A 12,743-nucleotide genomic window follows, 5' to 3' on the forward strand; every position below is an offset into this window, starting at 1 on the left:
GCGCCGGCATGACGCCGGGCAGCCACGGCACCACCTTCGGCGGCAATCCGCTGGCCTGCGCGGTGGGTCTTGCGGTGCTCGACGTCATTCTGGAGCCGGGCTTTCTCGACGAGGTCAACCGCATCGGCCTGCTTCTGAAGCAGAAGCTCGCCGGCCTCGTCGACAGCCACCCGCAGGTGTTCGATCTGGTGCGCGGCGAGGGCCTGCTGCTGGGCCTGCGCTGCCATGTGCCGTCGGCCACCGTCATCACCGCCATGCGTGCCGAGGGCCTGATCGGCATCGGCGCCGGCGACAACACCGTGCGCCTGCTGCCGCCGCTGATCGTGCGCGAGGCGGAAGTGGATGCCGCCATCGGGCGGCTGGAGGCGGCGGCAACCCGCATCGAGGCCGCCCTTGAGGCGAGCGAGCTGGCGGCGGCCGAAAAGGCTGTCGCGAAGGCGGCCGAGGCGGGTGCGAAGGAGCGCAAGTCATGAGCGCGCTGCGGCATTTCCTCGATCTCGATCAGATCGCGACCTCCGATCTGCGCCACATCCTCGACAACGCCCGCCGCCTCAAGGCGGAGCGCAGGGCGAGCCGCAGCGTCTCCGGCCCGCTCGCCGGTCGTTTCCTCGCCATGGTGTTCGAGCGGCCGTCGACGCGTACCCGCGTGTCGTTCGACATCGCCATGCGCGAGCTGGGCGGCGAGACGATCATGCTGACGGGCGCGGAAATGCAGCTCGGCCGCGGCGAGACCATCGCCGACACGGCCCGCGTGCTGTCGCGCTATGTCGATGCGATCATGATCCGCGTGCTGGATCATGCCGCGCTGGAGGAACTGGCGGCGAATGCCACCGTTCCGGTCATCAACGGCCTCACCAAGCTGTCGCATCCCTGTCAGGTGATGGCGGATCTGCAGACCTTCGAGGAGCATCTCGGCCCGATCGCCGGCCACAAGGTGGCGTGGGTCGGCGATGCCAACAACGTCATGGCCTCGTGGGTTCATGCCGCCGTGCATTTCGGCTTCGAAATGCGCATGGCCTGCCCGCCGGAGCTTTCGCCCGATCCGGCGCTGATTGCGGCGGCGCAGGCGAAGGGTGCGAAGGTGCTCGTCACCACCGATCCGTTCGAGGCAGCGGACGGCGTCTCCTGCGTCATCACCGACACCTGGGTGTCGATGGGCGACAAGGAGCGCGAGCGCCGGCAGAACCTGCTCGCCCCCTATCAGGTCAACGACCGGCTGATGGCGGCGGCGGCGAAGGATGCCATCTTCATGCACTGCCTGCCGGCCCACCGCGACGAGGAGGTGACCACCTCCGTCATGGACGGGCCGCAGTCGGTGGTGTTCGACGAGGCCGAAAACCGCCTGCATGCCCAGAAGAGCGTGCTGGCGTGGTGCCTGCGTCTGGAGGGCTTCTGAGCATGGCGGAAGAGGCGATCGTGCCGGAGGGCGGGCAGGGGCCGGCGCCGGCCGACAGCGTGCTGCCGTTTGCGGTGGAAGCGCTCGACGTGCGCGGCCGCGTGGCGCTGCTCGGGCCGGTGGTGGATGCGATCCTGTCGCGCCACGCCTATCCGGCCCCGGTCGCCCGGCTGCTGGGCGAGGCCATCGTGCTCACCGCCCTGCTCGGCACGGCGCTGAAGTTCGAGGGCCGTTTCACCCTGCAGACCTCCACCGATGGTCCGGTGGACATGCTGGTGGTCGATTTCGAGACCCCGGACCGTCTGCGCGCCTATGCCCGCTTCGATGCGGAGCGCGTGGCGCAGGCCGGAGCCACGGCCGAACCGGGCGTGCTGCTCGGCCGCGGCCATCTGGCGATGACGGTCGATCAGGGCGCCCACACCCAGCGCTATCAGGGCATCGTGGCGCTGGAAGGCGCCAGCCTCGAAGAGGTGGCGCACCAGTATTTTGCCCAGTCGGAACAGATCCCGACGCGGGTGCGGCTGGCCGTGGCGGAGGTGATGAGCCGCCGCCCCGGCGAGGCGCCGCATCACGGCTGGCGGGCCGGCGGGCTGATGGTGCAGTTCATGCCCGAGGCGGGCGAGCGCATCGCCCATCGCGACCTGTCCCCCGGTGACGATCCGCAGGGCGGCGCGGCCGGCAGCGATGCCGACGACGACGATGCGTGGGTGGAGGCGCAGGCCCTCGCGGAGACCATCGAGGACCACGAGCTGACCGACCCGGACCTGTCGCCCGAGCGGCTGCTGTTCCGCCTGTTCCACGAACGCGGCGTCCGGGTCTACGATCCCCGGCCGCTGTCCGACCGCTGCCGCTGCTCGGCCGCGAAGGTGGAGGGCGTGCTCAACAGCTTCACCGACGAGGAGCGGGAGGAGATGACCGTGGATGGCGAGATCGTCGTCACCTGCGAGTTCTGCTCCACCGTCTACCGCTTCCCGGCTAAGGCCTGAAACGGCGGCAGCCGGCGGTTTTGGCGGGTCGTGACAATTGACTCGACCGTGCGGATCATTATAGTCCGCGCGTTCCGAAAAGGCGGCGCCGCACAGCGCCGCCAAACGCGCTGCCCGAGGCTTTCGGGGCGCGGCGTGCCTGCGAGCCACGCTGCGTCCGTCCCCAAAGTCTGCCGGCAGCTCCTCCGGCCTCCCCGGAAGAGCGGCCTGCGGCGCCGAAGGGCGCGAAACCCGTGCTTTGCGGGCCGGCAACGCCATGTGGCGTCGGGGGCCGGTCGCAAAGCCAGAAACTGAAGGCTGAACAGATGTTCGCAGTCATCAAGACCGGCGGCAAGCAGTACCGCGTTGCGGCCGGCGACAAGCTCACCGTCGAGAAGCTCGAAGCGGCTGCCGGCGAAACCGTGACCTTCGGCGAGGTTCTGCTCGTCGGCGGCGAGGCCGGCACCACCGTCGGTGCCCCGCTCGTGGCCGGTGCCTCCGTCACCGCCGAGGTGGTGGAGCAGGCCAAGAACGACACGGTGATCGTGTTCAAGAAGCGCCGCCGCCAGAATTCGCGTCGCCGCAACGGACACCGCCAGCGCGTGACCGTGGTGCGCATCACCGGCATCAACGCCGCCTGATCCGTTTTCAGCTCCGCGGCCGCCCCGGCGCCCTGCGCCGGGAAGACGACAGGCCCGGATCCTTGTGACCCGATACCGGCTTCGGCCGGTCAGAACATAGGAGAGCCCCCATGGCTCACAAAAAGGCAGGCGGTTCGTCCCGTAACGGCCGCGATTCCGCTGGTCGCCGTCTCGGCGTGAAGAAGTTCGGTGGCGAGAAGGTCATCCCGGGCAACATCATCGTGCGTCAGCGCGGCACCAAGTGGCATCCCGGCGCCGGCGTCGGCATCGGCACCGACCACACCATCTTCGCCGTAGCCGAGGGCACCGTGTCCTTCCAGGCCAAGGCCAATGGCCGCACCTATATCTCGGTCGTCCCGACGGCCGAGGCTGCTGAATAATCATCCGGCATGGGTTTCCGCCTGCGCCGGTCTCGTCCGGCCCGGGTGCGGAACATGCGGTTCTGAATACCGAGGGGGGACGGGAAGCCGATCCCCCCTCGTGTTATTTCGGACCGGAGACCCCTGCGATGACGGATGCAGGCGACCCTTGCGACGAGGACGATGAAAGTCCCTCGACCCGGCGGCTGAAGTTCTGCCGCCCCGCCATGAGCGATGCCGCGGAGCTCGCCCGCCTGGCCGACAACCCGAAGGTGGCTGCGAACATCTCCATGATGCCGCATCCCTACCGCCGGTCCGATGCCGAGGCATGGATCGCGCGCTGCGGGGCGCTGTCGGCAGGGGAGGCGGCCTTCCTGCTGCGCGACCGGACCGGCCGGCTTGTCGGCGGCGCCGGGGCTGCCCGGCAGGAGGACAGCGCAGAGCCGGAGATCGGCTGCTGGATCGGCGAACCGTTCTGGGGCTCCGGCCTCGGCACGGAGGCCGCACAGGGGCTCATCGACCATCTGTTCCGCGTCCACCGGCCGGTGGCGGTGTGGGCGGCCTGCCGGGTGACGAACGCCGCCTCGCGCCGCGTCATCGAAAAGTGCGGGTTCCAGTGGGCCGGCACGGGGCTGAAGCAGTCGCGGGCGCTGGGCGGCATGATGGCGGTCGAACGCTATCGGCTGGAACGGCGCTCGTGGGTGGCGATCAAGGCGTGGGCCGGTGCCGGCCTGCCGGGCCATGCCGGCGGGGTGCGGCCATGACGGGGGCGATGACGACGGCACCCGACTGGTCGCATGATATCATCGCCACGCCGCGGCTGGCGCTGCGCCCGCCGGTGGCGGACGATGCCGGGGCGCTGTTCGAGGCCATCGACGATGCCGCCATCGTGCGCATGCTGGCCCGCGTGCCGTGGCCCTATGAGCAGGCCGACGCGGCCGCATGGGTTGCGGGTGCGGCGGCCGATCACGCCGCCCGGCGCGGCTTCCACCGCGTCGTGACGGACGGGGCCGGCCTGTGCGGCGTCGTCAGCCTGTCGTTCTCGCCGGTCAGCCTGTTCGAGCCGGCGCCGGAACTCGGCTACTGGATCGCCCGCAACCGCTGGGGCCGCGGCTATGCCACCGAGGCCGGGCGTGCGCTGCTGACCTTTGCCTTCGCCCGTCTGGGCGTGACGGCGGTGCGCAGCGGCGCCTTTCACGACAACCCTGCCTCGCTTGGCGTTCAGGCGCGGCTGGGCTTCGAGATCGTCGGCCGGTCCGACGTGTTCTGCCTTGCGCGCGGGGCCAAGGTCGCGCATATCGACACCATGCTGACGCGGGCGCGGCTTGAAGAGATCGGCCTGCTGCCGGCCTGAAAGGCACCCGCGGCGCTGCTTGCAAAAGTCTGAAGACCCATGAAATTTCTCGATCAGGCCAAGGTTTACATTCGCTCCGGCGACGGCGGCGCCGGGTGCGTGTCGTTCCGCCGCGAGAAGTTCATCGAGTTCGGCGGGCCCGATGGCGGCGACGGCGGACGCGGCGGCGATGTGTGGGTGGAGTGCGTCGACGGCCTCAACACCCTGATCGACTATCGCTACCAGCAGCATTTCCGCGCCCAGACCGGCGTGCACGGCATGGGCCGCAACCGCTCCGGCGCCAAGGGGCAGGATGTGGTGTTGCGGGTGCCGGCCGGCACGCAGATCCTTGAGGAAGACGGCGAGACCCTCATTGCCGACCTGACGAAGGTGGGCGAGCGGGTGTGTCTTGGACGCGGCGGTAACGGCGGCTTCGGCAACGCGCATTTCAAGACCTCCACCAATCAGGCGCCGCGCCGCGCCAATCCCGGCCTTGAGGGCGAGGAGAAGTGGATCTGGCTGCGCCTCAAGCTCATCGCCGAGGCCGGTGTCGTCGGGCTGCCCAATGCCGGCAAGTCCACGTTCCTTGCGGCGGTGACGGCGGCGAAGCCGAAGATTGCCGACTATCCTTTCACCACCCTGCACCCGAACCTCGGGGTGGTGCGCGTCGACAGCCATGAATTCGTGATGGCCGACATTCCGGGCCTGATCGAGGGGGCGAGCGAGGGCGTCGGCCTCGGCCACCGCTTCCTCGGCCATGTGGAGCGCTGCCGCGTGCTGCTGCACCTCGTCGACGGCACGCAGGAAGACGTTGCGGAGGCCTATGGCGTGGTGCGCGAAGAGCTTGCCGCTTATGGCGGCGGGCTCGACGAGAAGCCGGAGATCGTGGCGCTGACGAAGATCGATTCCCTCAGCGAGGAGCTGCGCGCGGAAAAGCTGGCGGCACTGGGTGCGGCCTGCGGCCGCCGTCCGCTGGCGATTTCCGCCCTCAGCCGCGAGGGCGTGGAACAGGCGCTGCGGGCGCTGTGGCGCACCATCGACGGCAGCCGCGAGGGCGGCGGCATGAACACCGTTCCGGCGCCGGAGGATGAGCCGTGGCGTCCCTGAACCCCGTGGTGGCGGATCGCCGGGTCGGTGCGGCCCGCCGTCTGGTCGTCAAGGTCGGCTCGGCGCTGCTGGTTGAGAACGGCGCCGGCGCGGGCCGGCTGCGCAGGGAGTGGCTGGCGAGCCTTGCCGACGATATCGCGGCGCTGACGCGCGGCGGCACCGAGGTGATCGTGGTTTCGTCGGGCGCCATCGCGCTTGGCCGCGGTGTGCTCAAGCTGCCGCGCGGGGCGCTGAAGCTGGAGCAGGCGCAGGCCGCCGCCTCCGTCGGGCAGATCGCGCTGGCGCGGGCGTGGAGCGAGGCGCTGGCCCAGCGCGGCCTGGTTGCCGCGCAGGTGCTTCTGACGCTGGGTGACACCGAGGAGCGGCGTCGCTACCTCAACGCCCGCAGCACGCTTGCCACCCTGCTGCGGCTGGGGGCCGTTCCCGTCATCAACGAGAACGACGCGGTTGCGACCAGCGAAATCCGCTACGGCGACAACGACCGTCTGGCGGCCCGCGTCGCCACCATGGCGAGCGCCGACCTGCTGGTGCTGCTGTCGGATATCGACGGCCTCTATACGGCGCCGCCGGCCCACGACCCGGCTGCGCGGCACATTCCGGTCGTGGAACGGATCACCCCGGAAATCGAGGCCATGGCCGGCGCGGCGGCTTCGGAATTTTCCCGCGGGGGCATGAAGACCAAGATCGATGCCGCCAGAATTGCGGTTTCGGCCGGCACCGCCATGGTGATCGCATCGGGCAAGACGCTGGCGCCGCTGTCGGCAATCGACCGCGGGGCACGCTTCACCTGGTTCGATGCCCATGCGACGCCGACCCAGGCGCGCAAGACATGGATCGCCGGTTCGCTCGATACCCACGGTACGCTGACGGTCGATGCCGGTGCCGTCGCGGCGCTGGCGGCCGGGCGCAGCCTGCTGCCGGCCGGCGTGGTGGCGGTGGACGGCAGCTTCAGCCGCGGCGATGCGGTGCGGGTGATGTCGGAGACCGGGCGCGAGATCGGGCGCGGGCTGGTGGCCTACGATGCCGATCAGGCCGCCAGCATCATGCGCCATTCCAGCCATGAGATCGCGGAACTGCTGGGCTTTGCCGGCCGGGCGGAGATGATCCATCGCGACGATCTGGCGCTCGACGATGTGGCACTGGCCGCCCTCGGCACGGCGGCGGCACTGGAAATCTGATTTTCTCGGGGAGAGACCTCACGATGCTGACCGAAACCGCCCCCCGCGCCGCGGCTGCCGGTGACGCCGCCGGCGCCCTGCCGGCGCTGATGGACGGGATCGGCCGGCGCGCCCGCGCCGCCGCCCGCGTGCTGGCGCTGAGTTCCGATGCCGCCCGAGCGGCGGCGCTGAAGGCCATGGCCGTCCGCGTGCGGGCCGGGGCCGCCGCCATTCTGGCGGCCAACGCCGCCGATGTCGCGGCCATGAAGGCCCACGGCCAGATCGCCTCGTTCATCGACCGCGGCACGCTGGACCCGGCCCGTCTGGAGGCGATTGCGGCCGCGCTGGAGGCGATTGCCGGGCTGCCCGATCCGGTCGGCACCGTGATTGCGGCATGGGAGCGGCCGAACGGGCTGAAGATCGAGCGCGTCCGGACCCCGCTCGGCGTCATCGGCGTGATCTACGAGAGCCGGCCGAACGTGACGGCGGATGCCGCCGGGCTGTGCCTGCGGGCCGGCAATGCGGTGATCCTGCGCGGCGGTTCCGACGTGCTGGCGACCTCGCTGGCCATCCACGCCTGCCTCGTGCAGGGCCTTGAGGATGCCGGGCTGCCGGGCGATGCGGTGCAGCTTGTGCCGGTGGCCGACCGGGCCGCGGTGGGGCTGATGCTGCAGGGCCTCGGCGGCACGGTCGATGTCATCGTGCCGCGCGGCGGCAAGAGCCTCGTGGCGCGGGTGCAGGCAGAGGCGCGGGTGCCGGTCTTCGCCCATCTGGAGGGCATCTGCCACGTCTTCGTCGACCGGGCGGCCGATCTCGATATGGCAAAGGCTATCGTGGTCAACGCCAAGATGCGCCGCACCGGCATCTGCGGCGCGGCGGAAACGCTGCTGGTCGACCGCGCCGTGGCCGGCACGCATCTGGTGCCGCTGCTGCAGGCGCTGGCGGCGGCGGGCTGCCGCATCCGCGGCGATGCCGCGGTGTGCGCCGCCTTCCCGGCGGCCGAGCCGGCGACCGAGGACGACTGGTCGACGGAATATCTCGATGCCGTCATTTCCGTGGCGGTGGTGGACGGGCTCGATGCGGCCATCGCCCACATCGAGCACTACGGCTCGCACCACACCGACGCCATCGTGACCGACGACGCGGCGGCGGCCGGCCGCTTCCAGCGCGAGGTCGATTCCGCCATCGTGCTGCACAACGCGTCCACGCAGTTCGCCGACGGCGGCGAATTCGGCATGGGGGCGGAAATCGGCATTGCCACCGGGCGCATGCATGCGCGCGGCCCGGTGGGCGTCGAGCAGCTGACGAGCTTCAAGTACCGCGTCCACGGCAACGGCCAGACGCGGCCCTGAACGGCCGGCCGGCGTCCCATGGCCGATCCGCGGTCCGACCCAGCCCCCGCCCGCAATCCGCCGCCGGCTTTCGCCGGTGCGCGCATCGGGCTCTATGGCGGCTCGTTCAACCCGCCCCACGCCGGCCATCGCCATGTGGCGGAAACCGCCCTGCGGCGGCTCGGCCTGCAGCAGGTGTGGTGGCTGGTGACCCCGGGCAACCCGCTGAAGGTGCCGGGGGCAACCCCGCCGGCGGGCAGCCGCCGCACCGCGGTCGCCGGTCTGGTCGGCGGCGGGGCGGCGATGGCGGTCACCGATTTCGAGGCGGCGCGGGGCTTCCGCTATTCTGTCCAGACGCTGCGCTTCCTTGCCGCCCGTCATCCCGATGTGCACTTCGTCTGGATCATGGGGGCCGACAGCCTTGCCAGCCTGCACCGCTGGCGCGACTGGCGACAGCTGATGGCGTGCTTTCCGGTGGCGGTCGTCGACCGGCCGGGCGCGACCCGCGCAGCCCTCGCCGCGCCGGCCGCGCGGGCCTTCGCCCGCTTCCGTGTGCCGGAGCAGGCGGCCCGCACCCTGCCGGGCCGGCGGGCACCGGCCTGGTGCTTTCTGCACGGGCCGCTCGATGCCTCGTCGTCGTCGGCGCTCCGTGCGGCGGCGGGCCGCAGCCTGCGCGTGCCGCTGCGCTGAGACGCAGCTTTTCTTGTGCACTGCGGGTGCAAGGCCGCCCGCCGGGTACCGATGCCGATGCGCCTTGTCAGTGAGGAACCGAGATGCCGACCGCCCCCCGTTCTGAAAAAACTGCCGCTCCGGTGTCGCCGGAAGAAGCGCTGATCTACACCATGGTCAGCATCGCCGCCGTCGACCGCGACATGGCGGATATCGAACTCGGCACCATCGGCGATCTGGTGGCCGGCCTGCCGGTGTTCTCGCATTATGACAGCGAGCGGCTGATCGAAACCGCGCGCGACTGCGGCGAAATCCTGCGCAGCGACAATGGCCTCGGCCTTGTGCTGGAGGTGATCCGCGATGCGCTGACGCCAGCGCTGCGCGAGACCGCCTATGCGCTGGCGGTGGAGGTTGCCGCCGTCGATCTCGACGTGGAGCAGGAGGAACTGCGATTCCTCGAACTGCTTCGCGACCGTCTGGAAATCGATCCGCTTGTAAGCGCTGCCATCGAGCGTTCGGCGCGCGTGCGCCTGCGGATGCTGTAATTTTACGACTTTTGGCTGATGCATCCGGTTGTCGCACCCGGGCAGCCCGCCCGGGTGCGGTTTGTAAACTTTCGTCGCATATTTGCTGCGGTGCAACGAAGGCCCGACCGTCCGATCCGGCGGGAACTCGATAAAAACCGGCCTCTTTTTGCCAGTTCTTGTTGCGGCGCCCACTTTTGCGCAACGGAATTACACTGCATTTGTGAATTTGCGTAAGCTTGCTAACATGCAGTTAGCAGCTTCAATCCTTGTGCGGGGGGGTTCCATTTGCAAAACCAGCCCGGATTTGGGCGCTCCGCCGTCCCGGCAAAGCGTCCGCGCTCCCGTTGCGCGAGATCAGGTGACCGGCCATGAGAGACATCCTCGAACAGCTTGAGGCCCGACGCCAGGGCGCCCGCCTTGGTGGCGGACAGAAGCGAATTGACGCCCAGCACCGGCGCGGCAAGCTCACTGCCCGTGAGCGCCTCGACCTGCTGCTCGACGATCATTCGTTCGAAGAATTCGATATGTTCGTCCAGCATCGCTGTGTCGATTTCGGCATGGACAAGCAGGACAAGATCCCGGCTGACGGCGTGGTGACCGGCTGGGGCACCATCAACGGCCGCAAGGTCTTCGTGTTCGCCAAGGACTTCACCGTTTTCGGCGGCTCGCTGTCGGAGACGCATGCCGCCAAGATCGCCAAGATCCAGGACATGGCGCTGAAGATGCGCGCCCCGATCATCGGCCTGTTCGATGCCGGCGGCGCCCGCATTCAGGAAGGCGTGGCGGCGCTCGGCGGCTATGGCGAGGTGTTCAAGCGCAACGTCGCGGCCTCGGGCGTGATCCCGCAGATCTCCGTCATCATGGGCCCGTGCGCCGGCGGCGACGTGTATTCTCCGGCCATGACCGACTTCATCTTCATGGTCCGCGACACGTCCTACATGTTCGTGACCGGCCCGGACGTGGTGAAGACCGTCACCAACGAGACCGTGACGTCGGAAGAGCTGGGCGGCGCCAAGGTGCACACCAGCAAGTCCTCGATCGCCGACGGCGCGTGGGACAACGACGTGGAGGCCCTGCTGCAGGTCCGCCGCCTGATCGACTTCCTGCCGGAGCACAACCAGTCGGGCGTGCCGTTCTGGCCGACCGAAGATCACGGCCGCCGTCAGGAAGACAGCCTCGACACGCTGGTGCCGAGCAACGCCAACACCCCCTACGACATCAAGGAACTGATCCTGAAGGTCGCCGACGAGGGCGATTTCTTCGAGATTCAGGAATCCTTCGCCAAGAACATCGTGACCGGCTTCATCCGGCTTGAGGGCAAGACGATCGGCATCGTCGCCAACCAGCCGATGGTGCTCGCCGGCGTGCTCGATTCCGATGCCTCGCGCAAGGCGGCGCGCTTCGTGCGCTTCTGCGACTGCTTCGGCATCCCGATCGTCACCTTCGTCGACGTCCCGGGCTTCCTGCCGGGCACCGCGCAGGAATATGGCGGCCTCATCAAGCACGGCGCCAAGCTGCTGTTCGCCTATTCGCAGGCGACCGTTCCGATGGTGACGGTCATCACCCGCAAGGCCTTCGGCGGCGCCTATGACGTGATGGCTTCCAAGCACATCGGTGCCGATGTCAACTTCGCCTGGCCGACCGCGCAGATCGCGGTGATGGGTGCCAAGGGCGCGGTGGAGATCATCTTCCGTCAGGACATGGGCGATCCGGCGAAGATCGCCGAGCGCACCAGGGAATACGAGGACCGCTTCCTGTCGCCGTTCGTGGCGGCCGAGCGCGGTTACATCGACGAGGTGATCATGCCGCACTCCACCCGCTGGCGCCTGGCCCGCGTGCTGAAGATGCTGGCGTCCAAGAACCCCGACATTCCGTGGCGCAAGCACGACAACATCCCGCTCTGAGGTGTTGCTGCCGGCCGGTGGCGCGCGCATCCGCGCCCCGGCCTTCCTCCGATCCCGCCAGGGGCGCCCACCGGCCGCAGGCCGGCGCATTCCGCCCCTCAACCGTTTGATCCTGGTCATGGCCTCCCCCGGCAGAAACGTCATAAAAGCCGGTGCGTTAGAGGCCACGCCTACCGAGGGCCGCAACCCGTGTTCTCCAAGATCCTGATCGCCAACCGCGGCGAGATCGCCTGCCGCGTCATCAAGACCGCGCGACGGATGGGCATCAAGACCGTTGCCGTCTTTTCCGACGCCGACAAGGATGCGCTGCACGTCGCCATGGCCGACGAGGCCGTGCACATCGGCCCGGCCCCGGCGGCCGAGTCCTATCTGATCATCGAGCGCATCATCGCCGCCTGCAAGAAGACCGGCGCCGAGGCCGTGCACCCGGGCTACGGCTTCCTGTCGGAGCGGGCCGCCTTCGCCAAGGCGCTCAAGGAAGCCGGCATCGTCTTCATCGGTCCGAACCCCCATGCCATCGAGGCGATGGGCGACAAGATCGAATCCAAGAAGGCCGCCAACGCCGCCGGCGTTTCCACCGTTCCGGGCTTCCTCGGCGTGATCGAGGATGCCACGGCGGCGGTGAAGATCGCCAACGAGATCGGCTATCCGGTCATGATCAAGGCGTCGGCCGGCGGCGGCGGCAAGGGCATGCGCATTGCCTATTCCGCCAACGGCGTGGCCGAGGGCTTCGAGCGGGCCCGCTCGGAGGCGAAGTCGTCGTTCGGCGACGACCGCGTCTTCATCGAGAAGTTCATCACCGATCCGCGCCACATCGAAATTCAGGTGCTGGGCGACAAGCACGGCAACGTGATCTATCTCGGCGAGCGCGAGTGCTCCATTCAGCGCCGCAACCAGAAGGTCATCGAGGAAGCCCCGTCGCCGCTGCTCGATGAGGAAACCCGCCGCAAGATGGGCGAGCAGGCGGTGTCGCTGGCCAAGGCCGTGGGTTACGACTCCGCCGGCACGGTGGAATTCGTCGCCGGTCAGGACCGCTCGTTCTACTTCCTGGAGATGAACACCCGTCTGCAGGTGGAACACCCGGTGACCGAACTGATCACCGGCATCGACCTTGTCGAGCAGATGATCCGCGTGGCCTACGGCGAGGCGCTGCAGATCGCGCAGGACGACGTGAAGCTCAATGGCTGGGCCATCGAGAGCCGCGTCTATGCGGAAGACCCGACCCGTAACTTCCTGCCCTCCACGGGCCGTCTCGTCACCTACCGCCCGCCGGTGGAAGGCACGACCGACGGCATCACGGTGCGCAACGACACCGGCGTCTACGAAGGCGGCGAGATCTCGATCTACTACGATC

At 69.1% G+C, this 12,743-nt stretch carries 14 protein-coding genes; all 14 read left to right on the forward strand.

The window, feature by feature from the left end:
• On the forward strand, positions 1-473 hold a 473-nt coding region (locus V7067_RS10440), incomplete at its 5' end, for an aminotransferase class III-fold pyridoxal phosphate-dependent enzyme (RefSeq protein ID WP_334175839.1).
• A complete protein-coding gene (gene argF / locus V7067_RS10445) occupies positions 470-1,396 on the forward strand; it encodes an ornithine carbamoyltransferase (protein ID WP_334175840.1) in 927 nt (308 codons plus the stop codon). The genes V7067_RS10440 and argF, both read left to right, overlap by 4 nt.
• Positions 1,397-1,398: 2 nt before the next feature.
• A complete protein-coding gene (locus V7067_RS10450; protein WP_334175841.1) occupies positions 1,399-2,382 on the forward strand; it encodes an Hsp33 family molecular chaperone in 984 nt (327 codons plus the stop codon).
• A gap of 305 nt (positions 2,383-2,687) precedes the next feature.
• Entirely contained in the window at positions 2,688-3,002 is a 315-nt protein-coding gene (gene rplU / locus V7067_RS10455; RefSeq protein WP_334175842.1) for a 50S ribosomal protein L21, read from the forward strand.
• A gap of 110 nt (positions 3,003-3,112) precedes the next feature.
• Positions 3,113-3,382 carry a 50S ribosomal protein L27 gene (gene rpmA / locus V7067_RS10460; RefSeq protein ID WP_334175843.1) on the forward strand — a complete coding sequence of 90 codons (270 nt, stop codon included), beginning with the start codon at positions 3,113-3,115 and terminating at the stop codon, positions 3,380-3,382.
• Between the two features lie 128 nt (positions 3,383-3,510).
• Positions 3,511-4,125: a GNAT family N-acetyltransferase gene (locus V7067_RS10465; RefSeq protein WP_334175844.1), complete on the forward strand. Its 615-nt coding sequence runs from the start codon at positions 3,511-3,513 to the stop codon at positions 4,123-4,125.
• Positions 4,126-4,133: 8 nt separating this feature from the next.
• On the forward strand, positions 4,134-4,715 hold the full coding sequence (locus V7067_RS10470; protein WP_334175845.1) for a GNAT family N-acetyltransferase: 582 nt from the start codon (positions 4,134-4,136) through the stop codon (positions 4,713-4,715).
• Between the two features lie 39 nt (positions 4,716-4,754).
• Positions 4,755-5,801, forward strand: coding sequence for a GTPase ObgE (gene obgE / locus V7067_RS10475; RefSeq protein ID WP_334175846.1), 1,047 nt, complete (start codon positions 4,755-4,757; stop codon positions 5,799-5,801).
• A complete protein-coding gene (gene proB, locus V7067_RS10480) occupies positions 5,789-6,979 on the forward strand; it encodes a glutamate 5-kinase (RefSeq protein ID WP_334175847.1) in 1,191 nt (396 codons plus the stop codon). Before obgE ends, proB begins: the two co-directional genes overlap by 13 nt.
• Before the next feature lie 89 nt (positions 6,980-7,068).
• Entirely contained in the window at positions 7,069-8,310 is a 1,242-nt protein-coding gene (locus V7067_RS10485; RefSeq protein WP_334175852.1) for a glutamate-5-semialdehyde dehydrogenase, read from the forward strand.
• A gap of 18 nt (positions 8,311-8,328) precedes the next feature.
• Positions 8,329-8,979 carry a nicotinate-nucleotide adenylyltransferase gene (locus V7067_RS10490; RefSeq protein WP_334175848.1) on the forward strand — a complete coding sequence of 217 codons (651 nt, stop codon included), beginning with the start codon at positions 8,329-8,331 and terminating at the stop codon, positions 8,977-8,979.
• Between the two features lie 83 nt (positions 8,980-9,062).
• A complete protein-coding gene (locus tag V7067_RS10495) occupies positions 9,063-9,503 on the forward strand; it encodes a tellurite resistance TerB family protein (protein WP_334175849.1) in 441 nt (146 codons plus the stop codon).
• 350 nt (positions 9,504-9,853) lie between these two features.
• Entirely contained in the window at positions 9,854-11,389 is a 1,536-nt protein-coding gene (locus V7067_RS10500; RefSeq protein WP_334175850.1) for an acyl-CoA carboxylase subunit beta, read from the forward strand.
• Between the two features lie 189 nt (positions 11,390-11,578).
• A partial coding sequence (locus V7067_RS10505) for a biotin carboxylase N-terminal domain-containing protein (protein ID WP_334175851.1) occupies positions 11,579-12,743 on the forward strand: 1,165 nt, incomplete at its 3' end.

The organism is Pseudoxanthobacter sp. (assembly GCF_036822375.1).
In the GTDB taxonomy this organism is placed as follows: domain Bacteria; phylum Pseudomonadota; class Alphaproteobacteria; order Rhizobiales; family Segnochrobactraceae; genus Pseudoxanthobacter.

Coding starts and splice junctions, on each gene's coding strand:
- argF (WP_334175840.1), top strand. CDS start 470: ATGAGCGCGCTGCGGCATTTCCTCGATCTCGATCAGATCGCGACCTCC.
- V7067_RS10450 (WP_334175841.1), top strand. CDS start 1,399: ATGGCGGAAGAGGCGATCGTGCCGGAGGGCGGGCAGGGGCCGGCGCCG.
- rplU (WP_334175842.1), top strand. CDS start 2,688: ATGTTCGCAGTCATCAAGACCGGCGGCAAGCAGTACCGCGTTGCGGCC.
- rpmA (WP_334175843.1), top strand. CDS start 3,113: ATGGCTCACAAAAAGGCAGGCGGTTCGTCCCGTAACGGCCGCGATTCC.
- V7067_RS10465 (WP_334175844.1), top strand. CDS start 3,511: ATGACGGATGCAGGCGACCCTTGCGACGAGGACGATGAAAGTCCCTCG.
- V7067_RS10470 (WP_334175845.1), top strand. CDS start 4,134: ATGACGACGGCACCCGACTGGTCGCATGATATCATCGCCACGCCGCGG.
- obgE (WP_334175846.1), top strand. CDS start 4,755: ATGAAATTTCTCGATCAGGCCAAGGTTTACATTCGCTCCGGCGACGGC.
- V7067_RS10485 (WP_334175852.1), top strand. CDS start 7,069: ATGGACGGGATCGGCCGGCGCGCCCGCGCCGCCGCCCGCGTGCTGGCG.
- V7067_RS10490 (WP_334175848.1), top strand. CDS start 8,329: ATGGCCGATCCGCGGTCCGACCCAGCCCCCGCCCGCAATCCGCCGCCG.
- V7067_RS10495 (WP_334175849.1), top strand. CDS start 9,063: ATGCCGACCGCCCCCCGTTCTGAAAAAACTGCCGCTCCGGTGTCGCCG.
- V7067_RS10500 (WP_334175850.1), top strand. CDS start 9,854: ATGAGAGACATCCTCGAACAGCTTGAGGCCCGACGCCAGGGCGCCCGC.